The organism is Lelliottia sp. RWM.1 (assembly GCF_016859735.1).
Classification (GTDB): Bacteria; Pseudomonadota; Gammaproteobacteria; order Enterobacterales; family Enterobacteriaceae; genus Enterobacter.
The window spans coordinates 19,397-38,784 of sequence record NZ_WLVC01000043.1; the positions used below are offsets into that span (position 1 = coordinate 19,397).

Genomic DNA, 19,388 nt, shown 5'->3' on the forward strand with positions numbered 1-19,388 from the left:
GGTTGTTCTTAGGTTGTTAACCGGGACGGGGCTCATAGATTTACGTATCTGGACAAAACCCTTACTGCGGAAAACGCTGTGACTCCTGTCACGAAGCAGGACGGATTATCGCAGGAATCGTTTTTTGGGTGGGGAAAATGTTCTTAAAAGGTTAAATCGCGGTATATTTAACGGAGATAATGTGAATGTAATCGCATACATGTAAGAAAATTACGTAAGAGTTACATGATGAAAAGCGATTCAGCTAGTGCGACCGATTTAACCCTCTCCCCGATAGGGAGAGGGCCAGGGGGTTAGTGAACTTGTGGATCCGCCGGAGAGGCGTTATTGCGGATCTCGGCGATATCCATCGAATTGAAGACGAAGTGCGTACCGCAGTAATCGCAGTTCATATCAATCTCACCATCTTCTGCCATGATGCTATCAATCTCTTCATCTGGCAGGGTTTTCAGTGCGCCAGCGCAACGTTCACGAGAACAGGTGCACTTAAATTCCACATCCTGCGGATCGTAGAGTGTCACTTCTTCTTCATGATACAGACGCCACAGCACTTCATTGGCTGGCAGAGTCAGAAGTTCTTCTGCTTTGATGGTTTCTGTCAGTGTAGCCAGATGTTCAAAGTCGTTGCTCTGCGCATCCTGAGCAGGTAAAACCTGCAACAGCATGCCGCCAGCGGCTGGTTGACCGTCCACTTCACCCGTACGGATGAACAGACGCGTCGGGAGCTGTTCGGAGCGCATGAAGTAATCTTCCAGACACGCGGCCAGCGTATCGCCTTCCAGCCCGACAACCCCCTGATAACGTTCACCTTCGTCCGGAGAAATAGTGATCACCAGGTAACCATTACCGACCAGTGTTTTCAGGTCTGCACCTTCAGGCACATCGCCCTGAACGCGTGCAACACCGCGCATTTGTTGGTTGTTGTTGCCATTGATCACTGCCAGCGTCATTGGGCCGTCACCCTGCAGCTGCACGGTGATATCCCCCGCGAATTTCAGTGTCGCAGTCAGCAGGCTGGTGGCAACCAGCAGTTCGCCCAACAGGGTTTTTACCGGCAGCGGGTAGTTATGGTTTTCCAGGATCTGTTTCCAGGTTTCCGATACGGTAGCCAGTTCACCGCGAACGGCAAATTGCTCAAACAGATAGCGGTGTAATTGGTCGTGTTGGGCCATAATAGTCTCTCTTTCAGGTGAGTCTTACTCGTTCTCACCGTGTTTAAATTTCATCAGCTCGCGGCGTTCTTTTTTGTCCGGACGCCGATCCGGGTGCGGCATGGTCAGCGCGTTCATCTTGCGCGCCAGCGCGGTTTTTTCACGCTTTTCGACACTTTCAGGCGTCTCTTCATAAAGCGCGATTGCTTCAGTTGCCGGACGCCGATGTTCGGTAATGGCTTTAATCACCACCGTCCTTTCATCATTGCCCTGCCGCAGTGTCAGGGTGGCATTCAGTTCAACAAGCTTACTCGGCTTGCTGCGCTGCCCGTTGTAATGCACTTTGCCACCATCGACCATTTCGCGTGCGAGGGCGCGTGTTTTATAAAAGCGTGCCGCCCACAGCCATTTATCCAGCCTTACCCCGTCGGAGGGTTTTTCTTTCATTGCCTCTCCTTCATGGTCATCGTCGGGATCATCTGCCGATAGTCGTTCAGTGCCGGATGTCGCACATAGCTTTTGTCAGCAAGGCCGGAATCTGGATTAGTGACGCCCAGACAATAGCGAATGCCAAACGTTGCTGCGGAATCCAGAATCGGTTCACTGTCGTCTATGAACAGCGTTCTGCCTGGCTGCAAACCGGTTTTTTCCGCCACAGCATGCCACAGCCGCTGATCCTCTTTCGGATAACCAAATGTGTGGGTGGAAAGTAATAAATCAAGGTGTGAAGCAAGACCGGTATGTTCCAGCTTCACCGCCAGGTTATGCGGGTGCGCATTAGTCAGCAAAATGCGGCGTTTTCCGCTCGCTTTCAGTGCATCCAGGAACGGAACCGTATCTGCACGTAGTACGGCACGTGGACCGTGGGCGGTAGTCATGGCACAAATATCCAGACCCAGGCGCTCGCTCCAGTAGTCGAGACAGTACCAGTTTAGCGTATGCTGCACCGCGCTATATTGCGAGCGAATGAATTCCTGCGCTTCCTCCGGGGAGATACCCCGCTGTTCGCCGTAGGTTTCTGGCACGAGTTTCTGCCAGAAATAGTTATCAAAGGCGAGATCGAGCAGCGTGCCGTCCATATCCAGCAGGACGGTGTCAACCTCCTGCCAGGCGATATCAAGATGCATAAAGGGGAACTCTCCAGCCAGAAGACATGTGCGCGACAGGGTAGCATAACTTGCCGCGCAGTGATGTTATCCGATCAGGCTATCAGGGGCGGGGATCAGCTTAGGATTGAGACAGCTTTCGTAATATTGCTGGATCTCAGCCTGGCGTGTACGTGCGCGTTGATAGCGACGCAATGCCATGAAACCGTTCCAGAAAGTGCAGGCCAGCATGGCTAACATCAGCAAGGATGTTCCTATATAACGCCATAAACCTGCGCTATCGGGCATCCGGTGTAGATCAATATGTCGTGTACCGTTGGCATCGGTAAAGATCCCCGTCACGATCCCTTCGGCGCTGAACGGTGTCTGCATCAGCATTTGTGCCAGACGTTGAAACTCGTTCCATTGATCCTGGGCCGGGTAATCATAAAGTGAGACCTGGGGATAAGGTTGATCGACCAGGTCGCTGCCTTCATCGCTTACGATGACAAATCCGCCGGGTGCTGGGCTGTTTAGCGCCTGGGCCGCACGGGCAGTTTCACGGATCACGAATGGCGCGGTAGAGGTTGCTACCAGATTATCCAGTGATTCAGCACTGACGGGGCGCAGCAGTACGTTCACGCCATCCAGTCGACCCGCTTCCGCACGTTTTACCAATGCATCCCAGTCTTTACTGTTTCCAAGGTTTACCAGGGCATTTTTAAGCCGTATACATTCATCCGGCGAGGCACATAAATCCTGCGTTTTCAGGACGATCTCGCCAAAATCATCCAGCAGGACCATGCCTGATTTCTGAATCGCAGAGCGCAACGCCGGGCTGACGCGGGAATCATCGTCAGGTTTAGGGTGCAACTGGCGGCTCACCGTTTGGGTAAGTGCGGTCGCTTTACCGACGACATCTGACTCTGGCAGCGGTAAAGGCGGCGCATCATTCCAGATGATTTGCGAGCAGTCGAATGGCGTAAACGGCGAGGTCTGGCGAGTGTTCCAGGAACCTGGAGCATGAATATTACACATGCCGGTTCCTTTCAGTTGCAGCGTATCGCCGACTCTCACACCCGCCTCTTCAAGCTGTTTTACGCTGGTTGCTTCGACGGTCTGTGCTCCTTTAATCCACGACAGGGTAAATTTAATGGGCATGTCGAGCGGTACAAAGGCAATCAACATAGCCAGCACCGTTGCCGCTCCCCCGGCAATGACGGTACTGCGAAGCCAGTGCTGGAGAGGGAAGTTTTTCACTTCATCGTGTAGGGATAAAAACCGCCCTTGCCGAACGACATGGCGATCGAGATAAATATCGACATCAGTTTTGTGCCCAAGATCCTGGACAATCCACGGTTGCCAGTGACGGGGATAGATGAGGTCGATAATACCGAGTGAGATATTGTTGACATGTTCCTGATCGTTCTCGCCAAACAATCCCCAGCGTTTCGGCGTCCCCCTCAGGCAGTGGATTTCGCGCAAGGTGTTTTTAGCAGGGGGGGCAAACAGGCCCCACAGTCCTGCCGCCATCAGCAGCACCGCACCGCCTGCAAGCCAGGGAACAAAGACATCAGGAGTGAGCAGACAGAAGAAAAACAGCAGGAAAGCAGCGACAATCAGTACCGCTTCCCGAATGCCATCAGGTCGACTCAGAGCGTACTCCTCATGGGTTTCCTGACGAATATTCAGCAGCTCAATCTGTTCGGTCTCTTCACCACGAATAGAGGCTTGCGTGGAGCTTGCTCGTTCCAGAGCAAAGCGTGGCGCTTCCTGAACATATTCGTTGAGTGTATGACCGTTAAGGGAAATGACCAGCGGCAGGGAATCAGTATGAATGAGCTCTACGCTGTTTTCGTCATTGATGTATTGCTCCCAGAACGGCGGCAGATGTACCTCGACGGAGTCGAGATAGTAACGCCATTTGTTGGGATCATCGGTGGTGATGCCGTAGCGCGTGATCGAGCGCGTCACGCACAGTACGGTGTCGCTTTGTGCGTTCAAATTCAGAGACACAGGGGCGGCACTCGCGCCGGTCAATCCAGGGGCCAACTGTGCCTGGTTAAGGGTATCGAGATACTGTTCAACAGTGCTGCGTTCTTCCGGCGAGAGCTTGCGGGTCGTCGCGCCCGCAAACGCATTTAAAAAGGGCAGCCGATATTGACGCTGTACGCGACGCCTGTATACCCACCCTGCAAGCAATGCGCAGGCCAGCATAGCAGCGAAAAAAATCAAAATGGTGCTCATGCTTTCCCCATCTTACTTATCTTATAGGTGTAGTCAGTTGCACCTTTAACAATGAATGAGAGTCTGTGGTTGGCTATCGGCAAGTATGGAGTCGAACTTGAGCATTTTGAAGCGCATCCCAGTGACCGCAGATAATAGCAAAGCCTGACATGGCGCGATATCAGCAAATTCCTGGAATTATTTCAACCTCTTGACTTTTGTTTTGAAATGAGGATTGATTCTTGGTAGGTTGCATAAATGTAAATAAAGAACAATTGACATTGCCGAAACCGTGCAGCATATCGCACAATGAGGCCAGTTCTCACAGCAAAGACCCATCAAAGATGAGCAAACCCTTACAAAAACCCACCATTCTGAATGTTGAAACTGTTGCGAAATCGCGGCTGTTTAATGTTGAAAGTGTGGACCTGGAGTTCAGCAACGGTGTGCGTCGCGTTTATGAACGCATGCGCCCGTCATCGCGTGAAGCGGTCATGATCATTCCTATCATCGATGACCATCTCATTTTGATCCGCGAATATGCTGTGGGCACGGAATCTTACGAACTGGGGTTCTCAAAAGGGCTTATTGATCCCGGTGAAACGGTTTTTGAAGCCGCAAACCGTGAGCTGAAAGAAGAGGTCGGGTTTGGTGCAAAAGAACTCTCATTCCTGAAAAAACTGAGTATGGCTCCCTCCTATTTTTCCAGCAAAATGAATATCGTGGTGGCGGAAGACCTCTACCCGGAATCGCTGGAAGGGGATGAACCCGAACCGCTGCCACAGGTGCGTTGGCCACTGGCGCATTTGCTGGATTTGCTGGAAGACCCGGATTTCAACGAAGCACGTAACGTGAGTGCATTGTTCCTGGTTCGCGAGTGGTTGAAAGGTCAGGGGCGTTTGTAGCCCGTAAAAAAGCCGGGTAGCGACTACGCCTTACCCGGCCTGTGATTTTCCTGCCCGGAGTTCTCCGGGCATTCCAGTCTTTAAAACAGCTCGTGCGTCTCGCCGTTGTCAATCAACTCAGTTCCCACCTCATGTACCGCCTGTGTGGTTGGCTGTGTACCTTCGATGAAATATTCCTGTCGGCTGTTACCACCATTGGCAAGTTGCCCGGTGCTTCTGTCGATATTCACCGTGACGACACCCGGCGGTGGCGTCAACGGTTGTTCAGGTACACCGTCCAGAACCGCTTTCATATACGCATCCCAGGCTGGTTGTGCGCTTTTAGCGCCACCTTCGTAACCCGATATCTGATCCTTAATCGCCCCGGATGCGGTAGTTCGTCCCAAATCACGCCGGTGATCGTCAAACCCGATCCAGACAGATGTCACCACACCCGGTCCGTAACCGGAGAACCACGCATCTTTCGAACTGTTTGTCGTCCCTGTTTTGCCGCCAATGTCGTGACGCTGTAAATCGCGTCCCGCACGCCAGCCCGTCCCCTGCCAGCCCGGCTCACCAAAGATGTTGGTATTCAGCGCGCTCTTAATCAGGAAAGAGAGTGGTGTGTTAATCACATGGGGTGCGTACTCCTGGGCAGCACTCTGAGCGACCAGTGCCTGGTTGGCCTGTTCTAACTGAGGCTGAGGTACGACAGCGTTTTGCTGTTCCTGCGATATCGCCACATCCTCCATATCCTTGTTTTCAAGCACGTTGGATTTTGGCGTATCACCGTAGATCACCGGAATATCACACTCCGCACAGGCGATCTTCGGTTTTGCTTCGAAGAGGACGCCCCCCTGATCGTTCTCGATTTTACTGATGTAGTAAGGGTCGACCAGGTATCCACCGTTTGCCATTACCGAGTAACCCCTGGCGACCTGCAACGGCGTAAAGGAAGCGGAACCCAGCGCCAGCGATTCGGTATGCACAATGTTCTGTGCCGGGAATCCAAAGCGTTGCAGATATTCCGCTGCGTAGTCGACGCCCATAGCGCGCATCGCACGTACCATTACCACGTTTTTCGACTGTCCCAGACCCTGGCGAAGACGAATTGGCCCTGCATATTCTGCTGGAGAGTTCTTCGGTTGCCAGTCTGAACCCGCGCCTGCATCCCAACGGGAAATCGGCACATCGTTAAGGATACTGGCGAGCGTTAAACCTTTGTCCATCGCGGCAGTGTACAGGAATGGTTTAATGTTAGAGCCAACCTGACGCAGCGCCTGCGTGGCACGGTTAAATTTGCTCTGGTTGAAATCGAACCCACCAACCAGCGCCATCACCGCCCCGTTCTGAGGGTTGATAGAAACCAGCGCGGAGTTCACATCTGGCACTTGTGCCAGCCACCAGGCATCGCCAACCTGACGCACCCAGATTTGCTGCCCGGTCTGGACGGCATCGGTCACTTTGCGTGGGGTTGGCCCCTGCAACGTGTCGGAGCGGTACGGACGTGCCCAGCGAATGCCATCCATACGCAGGGAAACGGATGTACCGTCTGCCATCATGGCAATCGCTTCTTGTGGATCAGCTCTGGTCACCACTGCGGGTAAGAGTGGCCCGTAGGTTGGGAGTGTTTTTAACGAATCGGTAATTTTTTTGCTATCCCACGCACTTTCACCCACTTTCCACAACACATTTGATGGGCCGCGATAGCCGTGACGCATGTCGTAATCCATCACGTTATTGCGTACTGCCTGCTGTGCTGCCTGCTGAACTTTACGGGTGATGGTGGTGTAAATGCGATAGCCATCTTCATAAGCATTCTCACCATAGCGACTCACCATATCCTGGCGAACCATTTCGGTGAGATACGGTGCGGAGAAGGCAATTTCCGGGGCATGGTAATTGGCGTCGATCACGTCATTGCGAGCCTGATCGTACTCCGTCTGGCTGATATAGCCTTCACTCAGCATACGCGACAGCACGACGTTACGGCGCGCTGTTGCCCGATCCAGCGAATAGAGCGGGTTAAATGTCGATGGTGCTTTTGGCAGACCGGCAATGGTTGCCATTTCGCTCAGCGTGAGCTGTTCGATCGGCTTACCAAAGTAAACCTGCGCCGCGGCTCCAACACCATAGGCACGGTAACCGAGATAGATCTTGTTGAGGTAAAGCTCAAGGATCTCGTCTTTGCTCAGCAACTGTTCAATACGGATCGCAAGGAACACCTCTTTGATCTTACGCATCAGCGTCTTTTCAGGGCTGAGGAAGAAGTTACGCGCTAATTGCTGCGTAATCGTACTCGCCCCCTGTGACGCATGACCAGAGAACAGTGCAACGCTGGCAGCACGGAAAATCCCTACCGGATCGACACCATGATGCTCGTAAAAACGGCTATCTTCCGTCGCGATAAAGGCTTTCACCATGACTGGTGGTATTTGTTTTAAGGTCAATGGGATACGGCGTTTTTCGCCGTATTGCGCCATCAGCTCGCCATCGGCGCTATAGACCTGCATTGGGATCTGGAGGCGCACATCACGAAGTGTGGCGACATCAGGTAGCTGCGGCTCAATATATTTGTACAAACCATAAATCGAGCCTGCTCCCAGCAGAATGCAACAGACTGCAAGGATCAATAAATACTTTACGAACTTCACCGGAGATTTCCCATTTGGTTTCACTTGGGCAGTTTATAAACAATCGCGCGGTAGTATAAAGGCAAGCCTGATGCATTGATAGAGCCGTCAACCTGACGGGCGATAAGGAGATCGTGAAGCATGGCTTTCAAAACATGGCAAACGGGCGTTCATATTCAACACGATAAGGTGCGCATAGTGGCACTGACCAGAGAACAGGCAGCATGGAGCCTGCGCCGCTGGTGGGACATCCCTCTGGCAGAAGGCATTATCCGTGAGGGACAAATTCTCAAGCCAGAACAATTGGTTGAAGCGTTGAAACGCTGGCGACAGATGTTGCCGTATTACCATCGGGTGTTTCTGGCTTTTCCGGCCGCCCGAACTCTGCAAAAGACATTTTCGGGGCCAGCTCTCGCCTTACGCGATAGCGAGAAGGTGGCATGGCTGGGGTCAGCGCTATCGCGGGAGCTGGAGATGCCAGCCCAAACACTGTGTTTTGATTATTCACAAGATACCTTTAGCCGCGCGTTTCATGTCACTGCTGCGCAAAACAAAGAGGTGGCAACGCTGTTATCACTGGCTAAAACGCTGCGTTTGCGGCTGGCTTCCATTACTCCGGACGCCAGCGCGTTGGCGAATTTGCTCCCTGTTGTTGAACCTGCGCAGTGTGTCGCCTGGCGTGATGAGCATCAGTGGCTATGGGCGATGCGCCATCAGTGGGGGCGACGGGAGCGTCATCAGGCGGCAAACCTTTCGGAGCTTGCCGCGCGACTGGCGCTCTCCAGCGACGATATCGCTTTTTTTGATGCTCAGGGTCAGGACCCCTGGAGCACGTTGTCACGGTGTCAGCCGCCATTACCTGAATGTGGTGCTGAATTTACAGTCGCGCTGGCACTGGCAATGAGTGAGGTATTCGCGTGAGAACGATGAATCTCTTGCCCTGGCGACAGTATCAGCAAGCCCACTGTGTACGTTTCTGGGGGCTGATGTTTACAGGTTCCCTGTTGATTGTGCTGATGCTAATGGTGAGTTTAAGAGTTGGGGACATTCACTCCCGACACGTTTTACAGCGTGAGTTATCAGGTATTCAGACAGTACAAAACCGGCTTGAAGCGAGGCTGATGCGCGAGCAGGACGTGGCTCAACCTGATGTTGATAAGTGGTTTCCAACGCAGGTATGGCCGCCTGCACTGCTTTCGCTGGCGCACATCATTCCGTCACAGGCCTGGCTTACGCAACTGCGTTATCAACCACCTTCACTGATTTTGACGGGGTATGCGACAACACTTCCAGTACTTTCTGGGATGAATGTCGTACTCAGCAAGATCGAGGGTTTTACTCCAGGACCTGCGGGAGCACTACTCCAGGATAATCAGGGGCGCTGGGCATTTACTTTTCAGCTAAAAAAGCGAGGGTAACGGATGCATGAACTCGTTCAACGCTGGTGTGAATGTCGCCCATGTACACGGCTCTTTCTCTGGTGTGTTGGCACAAGCACGACGGTGCTCATCGCCTATTTGCTGCTGGTCAGACCCATACACACGGAGATTATCAGGCTCAATACGCAGGTGATAAATGCCTTGCACGTCAACGCATCGAAGTGGCCAGGGGCAATACGTCAGACAGCCCAGTTGAAGGCCACTGTACCGGGAAAGGAGCGGCCGTTCTCTCCACTGGAATTCCAGGCAGAGGGTACAAGGCTTGTTCACTGGAGGCCGAGGCAGGGAGGAGGTGAGCTGGTGTTGGATGCCGGTTGGGAGCAGATCCCTGAGGTGTTTTCTCGCCTTGCCTTGAGGGATGTGAAGGTCAGCGCATTTACGTTAGCTCCGGAAGGTTCGTTGCTGCGCCTGAGTGTACAGCTGGAGCAAAACGATGCGAATTAGCACGCGATACCTGATTTTGTGTTCAGTGGTGGTACTAACAGGGATGCGTGACCCTTTCCACCCGCCAGATGATCTCTGTGCGGCAGGGCAGCTAGCCCAGTGGCGTTATCAGGGGATGGTAGAAGGCATCATGACGGTTGGCATTTTGCAGGATGGGCAAAAGCGCTGGCATCGTGTCAGAAAAGATGAACATCTTCCTGTGGGATGGCGAGTGATATCCATCAATGAACGCGAGATGGTTGTTGACGTTGGCGTAACGTGTGACCCCGCTCGATGGCAGTGGCAACGAGAAGGAACGAAAACGAATGAAAACAAGGATAGCGCTCTTACTGATGGTGCTCAGCGTACCAATAGCAATAGCAAAACCAACGCCGGTCACGCTCGCGGTGGATGATGTTCCGGTAGCCCAGGTACTGCAAGCGTTGGTGGCGCAAGAAAATCGAAATCTAGTGGTGTCACCTGATGTGAGCGGCTCACTTTCGCTCTCTTTAACCCGCGTCCCCTGGCGGCAGGCGTTAAACACGGTTGTATCAAGTGCTGGGCTTATTCTGCGCGAGGAAGGGGGGATTTTTTATGTCCACACGGCGGCATGGCAGCGTGATCAACTGGCCCGCAAGGAACAGGAGCAGGCAACGCGTCAGCTCAACGCTCCCTTGGTATCACGTGCTATTTCCCTGTCTTATGCCGATGCTGTGGAACTGCAAAAATCTGCAGAAAAATTGCTTAGTCCAAAGGGGGCGTTGTCCGTTGATAAACGCACCAACCGGTTGTTGGTGCGTGATAATCAAACGGTACAGGATGCGCTACAGCATTGGGCTGGACAGATGGATGCGCCTGTCGAACAGGTGGAACTGGCGGCGCATATTGTGACGATTAACGAAAAAAGCCTGCGTGAGCTGGGCGTGAAATGGAATCTCGCCGAGGCGACACAGTCAGGTAACGTAGGGAAAATGACGACGCTGGGCGCGGATTTATCGGTTGCCAGTGCCACGACACACGTCGGCTTTAATATTGGGCGAATCAACGGCAGATTGCTGGATCTGGAACTGTCGGCACTGGAACAGAAGCAACAGCTGGAAATTATCGCCAGTCCGCGGTTGCTGGCATCCCATATGCAACCCGCCAGTATTAAGCAGGGCAGCGAAATCCCGTACCAGGTTTCCAGTGGAGAGAGTGGTGCTACCTCTGTGGAGTTCAAAGAGGCCGTCCTGGGCATGGAAGTCACGCCTGTAGTATTACCCGGCGGACGTGTGCGGTTAAAATTACACATCAGTGAAAATATGCCGGGACAGGTGTTGCAACAAGCGGATGGCGAGACGCTGGCAATTGATAAACAAGAAATTGAAACACAAGTTGAGGTAAAAAACGGAGAAACTTTGGCACTGGGCGGTATTTTCTCGCAAAAGAACAAAACCGGGAGCGATAGTGTGCCTGGACTGGGGAAAATCCCCTGGATTGGACCTCTTTTTCGCCATGACGGGAAAGACAATGAACGACGAGAGCTTGTGGTGTTTATTACACCACGTCTGGTCGGTATTCACTGATGGGAAACGATCCCCGCAATGATTTTGCATTCAGTTTGTTGCAGATGTTTGACGTGGGGCATGAATTAGCTTACAAGGAGTACCGATTTGAGTCTGACTTACGTCTTGTTGCCTTATGCGTCGGGTGCGGTGATTTAATCAGTTGCCAAACAAGCCGGAGTATTGAGATAATTTTCAGTCTGACTCTCGCTCTATTGCATATGAGGTTTCAGTTCATGTCCTGCTACGCTGGGTGTTTGCGAAGCGGGGATTACCATTAACGAATAGTCTTAGTAGTACCGAAAAAATGGCAGAGAAACGCAATATCTTTCTGGTTGGGCCTATGGGTGCCGGCAAAAGCACTATTGGGCGTCAGTTAGCTCAACAACTCAATATGGAATTTTACGATTCTGATCAAGAGATTGAGAAACGAACCGGAGCTGATGTGGGCTGGGTCTTCGATGTAGAAGGCGAAGAAGGTTTCCGTGACAGAGAAGAAAAAGTTATCAATGAACTTACGGAAAAACAGGGCATCGTACTGGCGACAGGCGGCGGTTCTGTAAAATCTCGCGAAACCCGCAACCGTCTCTCCGCCCGTGGCGTTGTGGTCTATCTTGAGACGACCATCGAAAAACAGCTGGCACGTACGCAGCGCGATAAAAAGCGCCCGCTGCTGCAAGTTGAAACGCCTCCGCGCGAAGTCCTGGAAGCCCTGGCCGGTGAACGCAATCCTCTGTACGAAGAGATTGCTGATGTGACCATTCGTACTGACGATCAGAGCGCTAAAGTGGTTGCAAACCAGATTATTCATATGCTGGAAAGCAACTGATTCTGGCTTTATATACACTCGCCTGCGGGTATAAGCAATTAAGGTGGATGTCGCGTCATGGAGAGGATTACAGTTACTCTCGGGGAACGTAGTTACCCTATCACCATCGCGGCTGGTTTGTTTAACGATCCAGCTTCCTTCTTACCACTGAAAGCGGGTGACCAGGCAATGTTGGTCACCAATGAGACACTGGCTCCGCTTTATCTCGACCGCATTCGCCGTCTGCTTGAACAAGCAGGAGTGAAGGTTGACAGTGTGATTCTGCCTGATGGCGAGCAGTATAAAAGCCTGACGGTGCTCGATACCGTCTTTACCGCACTTTTGCAAAAACCGCATGGTCGCGATACGACACTGCTTGCCCTGGGCGGCGGTGTTGTTGGCGATCTGACGGGGTTTGCAGCCGCAAGTTATCAACGTGGTGTGCGCTTCATCCAGATTCCCACTACGCTGTTGTCGCAAGTCGACTCTTCTGTTGGCGGCAAAACCGCAGTCAACCATCCGCTTGGCAAAAATATGATAGGCGCGTTCTACCAGCCCGCATCGGTGGTGGTGGATCTCGACTGTCTAAAAACATTGCCGAAGCGTGAACTGGCTTCAGGGCTTGCTGAAGTGATCAAATACGGCATTATTCTTGATGCTGAGTTTTTCCTCTGGCTCGAAGACAACATGGATGCCTTGCTGCGCCTTGACGGGCAGGCACTGGCATATTGTATTCGTCGTTGTTGTGAGTTGAAGGCTGAAGTTGTGGCAGCAGACGAGCGTGAAACCGGCTTACGTGCTTTACTGAATCTGGGGCATACGTTTGGTCACGCGATTGAAGCCGAAATGGGCTACGGCAATTGGCTTCATGGAGAAGCTGTCGCTGCTGGCATGGTTATGGCTGCTCGTGCTTCTGAGCGTTTGGGCCAGTTCAAACCGGAAGAAACGCAGCGCATCATTACGTTGCTTGAGCGTGCAGGCCTACCGGTGGCAGGACCGCAGGAAATGTCTGCACACGCGTATTTACCCCACATGATGCGCGATAAAAAAGTATTGGCAGGTGAGATGCGTCTGGTGCTCCCACTTGCAATAGGGAAGAGTGAAGTTCGCGGTGGAGTACCGCACGATGTCGTTCTTGGCGCTATCGCTGATTGTCAGCAGGCGTAACAACTAGAAAGGTCAGGCCGCTGTAAAAGGTGGTCTTTTAGCTTCAGGTGAAATGCAAAGTCGTTAGCATAAGCCTTTGAGTGGGGTGTTAAATGGATGAATTCAAACCAGAAGACGAGCTGAAACCCGATCCCAGCGATCGTCGTACTGGTCGTTCTCGTCAATCTTCAGAACGTGATAACGAGCCACAGATCAACTTTGACGATGTTGATCTAGATGCAGACGATCGTCGACCGTCACGCAGTCGCAACGTGCGTGATGAGCGAGAAGAAGAGGGTTATGAGTCTGAAGAAGGTTCAATGGACGAAGAGCCTGTAGAGCGTCGCCCACGTAAACGTAAAAAAGCGGTAGCGAAAGCGCCAGCTTCTCGCCAATACATCATGATGGGACTTGGTGTTTTAGTTTTGTTGCTGCTGATCATTGGTATCGGCTCAGCACTGAAAGCCCCGTCAACAAATTCTGGCGCGCCAACAGCGTCGACCGAGAAGAGCATTAATCTTTCTGATAATGCTGCCGATCAAGCCAATGGAGCGCAGTCAGCCCCAGGTACAACCTCCGCCGACCAGACGGCAGGAAATACCACGCCGACACCGCAGGATGTTTCCCTGCCGCCGGTCTCTTCTACCCCGACTCAGGGCCAGACGCCTGCCGTGCCAGAAGGCCAACAACGCGTTGAAGTTCAGGGAGATCTGAATAACGCCCTGACTCAGCCGCAGAATCAGGAGCAGGTGAACAACGTGGTGGCTAACTCCACGCTGCCGACTGAACCTGCAACGGTTGCGCCAATTCGTGGTGGTAATACGCAGCAGCAAACCGTGGCAACGGAAAACAAACCACGTCAAACCCAGACTCAGGTTGCCCCTCGTCAGGAACGCAAACAGGTTGTGATTGAGCCGAAACGCGAAACCAAACCGCAAACTGTTGCAAAAGCACCTGAAGTGAAGACGGTAGTTCAGCCGAAACACACTGAAACGGCAACGGTTAGCGAACCGGCAAAAGCGCCAATAACGCAGACAGCGCCGAAAGCCACATCTACCGCAACAGCGCCTGTAGCAACAGCTGCGCCAGCAGCAACCGCCACAACTTCCGGCGCGGCGGCAGGAAAAACAGCGGGCAATGTTGGTTCTCTGAAATCTGCGCCTTCCAGCAATTACACGCTACAGCTGAGCAGTTCTTCCAACTATGACAACCTCAACAGTTGGGCGAAGAAATCGAACCTGAAAAACTACGTTGTTTATCAGACAAGCCGTAACGGGCAGCCATGGTATGTGCTGGTGAGTGGCGTTTATGCGTCGAAAGATGAAGCAAAACGCGCTGTTGCCGCTCTGCCTGCGGATGTTCAGGCGAAAAACCCGTGGGCGAAACCGATTCATCAGGTTCAGGCCGATCTGAAGTAATGTTTAAAGCGCAGGATGCTGTCGGAGCTTTCTCCACAGCCGGAGAAGGTGTAATCAGTTAGTCAGCATGAAAAAAAATCGCGCTTTTCTGAAATGGGCAGGGGGGAAATACCCCCTGCTCGACGATATTAAAAAACACCTGCCAAAAGGCGAGTGCCTTATCGAGCCCTTCGTAGGGGCGGGATCGGTGTTTCTGAACACCGATTTTTCGCGTTATATCCTTGCGGATATCAACAGTGACCTCATTAGTCTCTATAACATTGTGAAGCTGCGTACCGACGAGTATGTCGACGAGGCGCGTAAATTGTTTACGCCTGAGACCAATGATCCAAATGTGTACTATCAATTCCGCACTGAGTTTAATCAGAGTCAGGATCCGTTCCGACGAGCGTTGTTGTTCCTGTATCTTAATCGCCATGGCTACAATGGGCTCTGCCGGTATAATTTGCGCGGTGAGTTTAACGTTCCTTTTGGTCGTTATAAGCGCCCCTATTTCCCACTGGCTGAGTTGTATCACTTTGCTGAAAAAGCGCAGAATGCGGAGTTTCTTTGCCTCTCATACGAAGAGTGCATGGATCAGGCAGATGTAAACTCAGTGGTTTACTGTGACCCGCCTTATGCCCCTTTGTCTGCGACGGCGAATTTTACCGCTTATCACACCAACAGTTTCAGCCCGGCAGAGCAGGCCCGTCTGGCTGAGATGGCGGAAAAGCTGGTCAGCAAAAGAATACCAGTGTTAATTTCGAATCATGATACGCCGGATACGCGCGAATGGTACAAAGCCGCGAAGCACTTTCAGGTTAAGGTGCGGCGCAGCATTAGCAGCAATGGCGGCACACGTAAAAAGGTGGACGAACTGCTGGCTCTTTATCGACCCTGAGCCGTTTTGCCCGCCGGTAAACACATTTCAAGGAGATGCGGATGAAACAGTTTTTGATTGCTCCCTCAATTCTGTCGGCCGATTTTGCCCGTCTTGGTGAAGACACCGCGAAAGCCCTTGAGGCAGGTGCGGATGTCGTCCATTTCGACGTTATGGATAACCACTACGTACCCAACCTGACCATCGGCCCGATGGTGCTTAAGGCGCTGCGTAGCTACGGTATCACTGCGCCGATTGACGTTCATTTGATGGTAAAGCCGGTGGACCGCATTGTTCCCGATTTTGCTGCTGCCGGTGCGAGCATTATTACCTTCCACCCTGAAGCTTCTGAGCATGTCGATCGCACTCTGCAACTGATTAAAGAGCACGGGTGTAAGGCGGGGCTGGTGTTTAATCCTGCAACATCGCTGAGCTATCTCGACTATGTGATGGATAAGCTGGATGTGATCCTGCTGATGTCCGTTAACCCAGGTTTCGGAGGGCAGTCGTTTATTCCTCACACCCTGGACAAATTGCGTGAAGTGCGTCGTCGTATTGATGAGTCTGGCTATGACATTCGTCTGGAAGTCGATGGTGGCGTTAAGGTGAACAATATTGGTGAAATTGCGGCAGCGGGCGCGGATATGTTTGTTGCGGGCTCCGCGATTTTTGATCAGCCGGATTACAAAAAAGTCATTGATGAAATGCGCCGGGAACTGGCAAAGGTAAGTCATGGATAAATTGCGGGCAATCCGAGGTGTAGCCTTTGACCTCGATGGTACGCTGGTGGACAGCGCGCCAGGTTTAACCAGCGCGGTAGACCAGGCGCTGTATGCGCTTGAGCTTCCTGTTGCGGGTGAAGATCGCGTCGTGACCTGGATTGGTAACGGTGCAGATGTGTTGATGGAACGCGCGCTGACCTGGGCGCGTCAGGAGCGTGCAATCTTACGTGCAGCGCAGGGGAAACCCGGCGTTGACCACGCGGACATCCCACAGGAAGAACAGCAACGCGTACTGCGTAAATTGTTCGACCGTTACTATGAAGAAACGGTTGAAGAGGGGAGCTTTTTGTTCCCGGATGTTGTCGAAACGCTGAGCACATTACGCGCGAATGGTATTCCAATGGCGCTGGTTACCAACAAGCCCACGCCGTTTGTTGCACCCTTGCTGGGCGCTCTGGATATTGCGAAATACTTCTCAGTGATCGTCGGGGGGGATGATGTTCAGAATAAAAAACCGCACCCGGAACCGATTCTCCTGGTCGCTGGAAAATTATCCTTAGCACCTGCGGAGCTGCTCTTTGTCGGTGATTCGCGCAATGATATTCTGGCAGCTAAGGCCGCGGGGAGTCTCTCCGTTGGTCTGACTTATGGCTACAACTACGGTGAAGCCATCACGCTGAGTGAGCCGGACCTGGTGTTCGACCACTTCAAAGATTTATTGCCCGTGCTCGGGCTCTCGCACAGTGAAAATCAGGAATTAAAAAATGACTAAGCCCATCGTTTTTAGTGGCGCACAGCCGTCAGGTGAATTGACCATTGGTAACTACATGGGTGCGCTGCGTCAGTGGGTGAACATGCAGGATGACTATCACTGCATCTATTGCATCGTGGATCTGCATGCCATCACCGCACGTCAGGACCCTGAGAAACTGCGTAAAGCCACGCTGGATACTCTGGCGCTCTATCTGGCATGCGGTATCGATCCTGAGAAAAGCACCATTTTCGTTCAGTCTCATGTGCCAGAGCACGCGCAACTGGGCTGGGCGCTGAACTGCTATACCTATTTTGGCGAGCTGAGCCGTATGACTCAGTTCAAAGACAAATCAGCGCGCTACTCTGAAAACATCAATGCTGGCCTGTTTGATTACCCGGTCCTGATGGCGGCAGATATTCTGCTGTATCAGACCAACCAGGTTCCTGTGGGCGAAGATCAGAAACAGCATCTGGAGTTGAGCCGTGATATTGCCCAGCGCTTCAATGCGATTTATGGCGATATCTTCAAAGTACCAGAGCCGTTCATTCCAAAATCTGGCGCACGCGTAATGTCGCTGCTGGAGCCGACCAAGAAGATGTCCAAATCCGACGATAACCGCAACAACGTTATTGGTTTGCTGGAAGATCCGAAGTCGGTGGTGAAAAAGCTTAAACGTGCCGTAACCGATTCAGACGAGCCACCTGTTGTTCGTTATGACGTGCAGAACAAAGCGGGCGTGTCCAACTTGCTGGATATTCTCTCTGGTGTAACCGGTCGTAGCATCCCTGAGCTGGAACAGCACTTCGAAGGCAAGATGTATGGTCACCTGAAAGGCGAAGTGGCGGATGCGGTGTCCGGCATGCTGACCGAGTTGCAGGAACGTTATAACCGTTTCCGTAACGACGAAGCCTTCCTGCAAAAAGTGATGAAAGACGGCGCAGATAAAGCGAGTGCGCGTGCGTCTGAAACGCTGAAAGCGGTTTACGAAGCGATTGGTTTTGTGGCGAAGCCCTAAGCTCTGGCACGATGAAAAAAACCGGGAAATTCCCGGTTTTTTTGTCTCTGCCGGGCAGTTATCCCAAATGGTCTCCGGCGAAATCTGTGAAGCATCTCGCCGTTTTGCCATATCGATCTTGAGTTATATTTTCATTTTAATGAAGATATAAATATTCACTTTACTGAAAATTAAAAATGCGCCGAACGTTTATCAAAAAAGAGGGGATGGTACTGACCACCCTGGCCCGCTACCTGCTAGGTGAGAGACGCGGTAATCGTTTGAAAACGATTGATGAGCTTGCCGGAGAGTGTGACTCATCCGTCGGGCTGACTCAGGCGGCACTGAAAACGCTTGAGTTGTCTGGCGCTATTCGCATCGAACGGCGCGGGCGAAATGGCAGTTTCCTGGTGGAGATGGACAATAAGCTGCTACTGTCACACGTTGATATCAACAATGTCGTGTGTGCCATGCCGTTGCCCTATACCCGCTTATATGAAGGGTTGGCGAGCGGGTTAAAAGCGCAGTTTGACGGGATCCCTTTTTATTATGCGCATATGCGCGGGGCAGATATCCGTGTCGAATGTTTGCTAAATGGCGTGTATGACATGGCCGTTGTCTCTCGCCTTGCGGCAGAAAGTTATCTTGCGCAGAGCGGATTGAGCATGGTCCTGGAGCTTGGTCCTCATACATACGTTGGTGAGCATCAACTGATTTGTCGTAAAGGAGAGTCCGGCACAGTGCGTCGGGTTGGGCTGGATAATCGCTCTGCGGACCAAAAAATCATGACCGAAGCCTGTTTTGGCCATCGCGATGTTGAGTTGATCAACCTCTCTTACCACGAAAGCCTGCAACGTATTGTGAAAGGGGATGTTGATGCGGTTATCTGGAACGTGGTGGCAGACGCGGAGCTTGCGTTACTTGGACTGGAAGCGACGCCGTTAACCAATGATCCACGTTTTTTGCAGGCCACCGAAGCGGTCATTTTGACTCGCAAAGATGACTACCCAATGCAGCATTTATTACGAACTGTTGTTGATAAGCAGGCACTGCTCGCCCATCAACAAAGTGTGGTGAACGGTGAACGAGAACCAAGTTATTAAGGCATCTTCAATGGAAAACAGACTTAACCTGCTTTGCGAGGCAGGGGTTATCGACAGGGATATTCGCGACGGCATGGTCCGGGTGGTTTCACGGATGGCGCAAGAGTGGGGTTTACCGGTCTTTGCATATTCCCACGCATGGCGATCGCTCAATAACATTCATGCCGATCACGTAATAACATCCATGCCGATCACTCAA

Annotated in this window: 19 protein-coding genes and 1 pseudogene; 15 read left to right on the forward strand and 5 right to left on the reverse strand. The window is 52.2% G+C overall.

Annotated elements, in window-relative coordinates; genetic code table 11:
* Positions 1 to 293: 293 nt before the first annotated feature.
* The 4 genes from hslO to GF617_RS21915 form a co-directional block, all read right to left on the reverse strand.
* Positions 294 to 1,172, reverse strand: a complete 879-nt coding sequence (gene hslO / locus GF617_RS21900; protein WP_181621151.1) for an Hsp33 family molecular chaperone HslO — start codon at positions 1,170 to 1,172, stop codon at positions 294 to 296.
* A 24-nt stretch (positions 1,173 to 1,196) separates the two neighbouring features.
* Positions 1,197 to 1,598, reverse strand: coding sequence for a ribosome-associated heat shock protein Hsp15 (gene hslR, locus GF617_RS21905; protein ID WP_181621150.1), 402 nt, complete (start codon positions 1,596 to 1,598; stop codon positions 1,197 to 1,199).
* Positions 1,595 to 2,278, reverse strand: a complete 684-nt coding sequence (gene yrfG / locus GF617_RS21910) for a GMP/IMP nucleotidase (protein WP_203452447.1) — start codon at positions 2,276 to 2,278, stop codon at positions 1,595 to 1,597. Before yrfG ends, hslR begins: the two co-directional genes overlap by 4 nt.
* A 66-nt stretch (positions 2,279 to 2,344) precedes the next feature.
* Positions 2,345 to 4,483: an intracellular growth attenuator family protein gene (locus tag GF617_RS21915; protein ID WP_181621147.1), complete on the reverse strand. Its 2,139-nt coding sequence runs from the start codon at positions 4,481 to 4,483 to the stop codon at positions 2,345 to 2,347.
* A gap of 323 nt (positions 4,484 to 4,806) precedes the next feature.
* On the opposite strand from GF617_RS21915, the gene nudE reads away from it, so the two are divergent.
* Positions 4,807 to 5,367, forward strand: coding sequence for an ADP compounds hydrolase NudE (gene nudE / locus GF617_RS21920; RefSeq protein WP_203452448.1), 561 nt, complete (start codon positions 4,807 to 4,809; stop codon positions 5,365 to 5,367).
* A gap of 80 nt (positions 5,368 to 5,447) precedes the next feature.
* Here nudE and mrcA read toward each other — a convergent pair whose 3' ends face one another.
* Entirely contained in the window at positions 5,448 to 8,000 is a 2,553-nt protein-coding gene (gene mrcA / locus GF617_RS21925) for a peptidoglycan glycosyltransferase/peptidoglycan DD-transpeptidase MrcA (protein ID WP_181621144.1), read from the reverse strand.
* A 120-nt stretch (positions 8,001 to 8,120) separates the two neighbouring features.
* Between mrcA and GF617_RS21930 the strand changes: the two genes are divergently transcribed.
* The 14 genes and pseudogenes from GF617_RS21930 to GF617_RS27235 form a co-directional block, all read left to right on the forward strand.
* Positions 8,121 to 8,900, forward strand: coding sequence for a DNA utilization protein HofM (locus tag GF617_RS21930; RefSeq protein ID WP_181621143.1), 780 nt, complete (start codon positions 8,121 to 8,123; stop codon positions 8,898 to 8,900).
* Between the two features lie 5 nt (positions 8,901 to 8,905).
* Positions 8,906 to 9,397: a PilN domain-containing protein gene (locus GF617_RS21935; RefSeq protein ID WP_239006579.1), complete on the forward strand. Its 492-nt coding sequence runs from the start codon at positions 8,906 to 8,908 to the stop codon at positions 9,395 to 9,397.
* Between the two features lie 3 nt (positions 9,398 to 9,400).
* A complete protein-coding gene (locus tag GF617_RS27230) occupies positions 9,401 to 9,862 on the forward strand; it encodes a HofO (protein WP_239006577.1) in 462 nt (153 codons plus the stop codon).
* Entirely contained in the window at positions 9,852 to 10,256 is a 405-nt protein-coding gene (locus GF617_RS21945; RefSeq protein ID WP_203452450.1) for a HofP DNA utilization family protein, read from the forward strand. Before GF617_RS27230 ends, GF617_RS21945 begins: the two co-directional genes overlap by 11 nt.
* Complete coding sequence (gene hofQ, locus GF617_RS21950) at positions 10,168 to 11,406, forward strand: DNA uptake porin HofQ (protein WP_203452451.1); 1,239 nt, start codon at positions 10,168 to 10,170, stop codon at positions 11,404 to 11,406. The genes GF617_RS21945 and hofQ overlap by 89 nt, the downstream gene beginning before the upstream one ends.
* 286 nt (positions 11,407 to 11,692) lie before the next feature.
* Entirely contained in the window at positions 11,693 to 12,214 is a 522-nt protein-coding gene (gene aroK / locus GF617_RS21955; protein WP_010436374.1) for a shikimate kinase AroK, read from the forward strand.
* Between the two features lie 57 nt (positions 12,215 to 12,271).
* On the forward strand, positions 12,272 to 13,360 hold the full coding sequence (gene aroB / locus GF617_RS21960) for a 3-dehydroquinate synthase (RefSeq protein WP_181621139.1): 1,089 nt from the start codon (positions 12,272 to 12,274) through the stop codon (positions 13,358 to 13,360).
* A 92-nt stretch (positions 13,361 to 13,452) separates the two neighbouring features.
* Positions 13,453 to 14,757, forward strand: a complete 1,305-nt coding sequence (gene damX / locus GF617_RS21965) for a cell division protein DamX (RefSeq protein ID WP_203452452.1) — start codon at positions 13,453 to 13,455, stop codon at positions 14,755 to 14,757.
* Between the two features lie 67 nt (positions 14,758 to 14,824).
* Positions 14,825 to 15,637, forward strand: a complete 813-nt coding sequence (dam, locus tag GF617_RS21970; RefSeq protein WP_181621136.1) for an adenine-specific DNA-methyltransferase — start codon at positions 14,825 to 14,827, stop codon at positions 15,635 to 15,637.
* Between the two features lie 41 nt (positions 15,638 to 15,678).
* A complete protein-coding gene (gene rpe, locus GF617_RS21975) occupies positions 15,679 to 16,356 on the forward strand; it encodes a ribulose-phosphate 3-epimerase (protein WP_181621135.1) in 678 nt (225 codons plus the stop codon).
* A complete protein-coding gene (gene gph, locus GF617_RS21980) occupies positions 16,349 to 17,110 on the forward strand; it encodes a phosphoglycolate phosphatase (protein WP_181621134.1) in 762 nt (253 codons plus the stop codon). Before rpe ends, gph begins: the two co-directional genes overlap by 8 nt.
* Entirely contained in the window at positions 17,103 to 18,107 is a 1,005-nt protein-coding gene (gene trpS / locus GF617_RS21985) for a tryptophan--tRNA ligase (protein WP_181621133.1), read from the forward strand. The genes gph and trpS overlap by 8 nt, the downstream gene beginning before the upstream one ends.
* A gap of 176 nt (positions 18,108 to 18,283) precedes the next feature.
* Entirely contained in the window at positions 18,284 to 19,189 is a 906-nt protein-coding gene (gene yhfZ, locus GF617_RS21990) for a GntR family transcriptional regulator YhfZ (protein WP_181621132.1), read from the forward strand.
* A gap of 10 nt (positions 19,190 to 19,199) precedes the next feature.
* A pseudogene (locus GF617_RS27235) lies at positions 19,200 to 19,388 on the forward strand (hypothetical protein); the annotation flags it as partial.

Coding starts and splice junctions, on each gene's coding strand:
- hslO (WP_181621151.1), bottom strand. CDS start 1,172: ATGGCCCAACACGACCAATTACACCGCTATCTGTTTGAGCAATTTGCC.
- hslR (WP_181621150.1), bottom strand. CDS start 1,598: ATGAAAGAAAAACCCTCCGACGGGGTAAGGCTGGATAAATGGCTGTGG.
- yrfG (WP_203452447.1), bottom strand. CDS start 2,278: ATGCATCTTGATATCGCCTGGCAGGAGGTTGACACCGTCCTGCTGGAT.
- GF617_RS21915 (WP_181621147.1), bottom strand. CDS start 4,483: ATGAGCACCATTTTGATTTTTTTCGCTGCTATGCTGGCCTGCGCATTG.
- nudE (WP_203452448.1), top strand. CDS start 4,807: ATGAGCAAACCCTTACAAAAACCCACCATTCTGAATGTTGAAACTGTT.
- GF617_RS21930 (WP_181621143.1), top strand. CDS start 8,121: ATGGCTTTCAAAACATGGCAAACGGGCGTTCATATTCAACACGATAAG.
- GF617_RS21935 (WP_239006579.1), top strand. CDS start 8,906: ATGAATCTCTTGCCCTGGCGACAGTATCAGCAAGCCCACTGTGTACGT.
- GF617_RS27230 (WP_239006577.1), top strand. CDS start 9,401: ATGCATGAACTCGTTCAACGCTGGTGTGAATGTCGCCCATGTACACGG.
- GF617_RS21945 (WP_203452450.1), top strand. CDS start 9,852: ATGCGAATTAGCACGCGATACCTGATTTTGTGTTCAGTGGTGGTACTA.
- hofQ (WP_203452451.1), top strand. CDS start 10,168: ATGAAAACAAGGATAGCGCTCTTACTGATGGTGCTCAGCGTACCAATA.
- aroK (WP_010436374.1), top strand. CDS start 11,693: ATGGCAGAGAAACGCAATATCTTTCTGGTTGGGCCTATGGGTGCCGGC.
- aroB (WP_181621139.1), top strand. CDS start 12,272: ATGGAGAGGATTACAGTTACTCTCGGGGAACGTAGTTACCCTATCACC.
- damX (WP_203452452.1), top strand. CDS start 13,453: ATGGATGAATTCAAACCAGAAGACGAGCTGAAACCCGATCCCAGCGAT.
- dam (WP_181621136.1), top strand. CDS start 14,825: ATGAAAAAAAATCGCGCTTTTCTGAAATGGGCAGGGGGGAAATACCCC.
- rpe (WP_181621135.1), top strand. CDS start 15,679: ATGAAACAGTTTTTGATTGCTCCCTCAATTCTGTCGGCCGATTTTGCC.
- gph (WP_181621134.1), top strand. CDS start 16,349: ATGGATAAATTGCGGGCAATCCGAGGTGTAGCCTTTGACCTCGATGGT.
- trpS (WP_181621133.1), top strand. CDS start 17,103: ATGACTAAGCCCATCGTTTTTAGTGGCGCACAGCCGTCAGGTGAATTG.
- yhfZ (WP_181621132.1), top strand. CDS start 18,284: ATGCGCCGAACGTTTATCAAAAAAGAGGGGATGGTACTGACCACCCTG.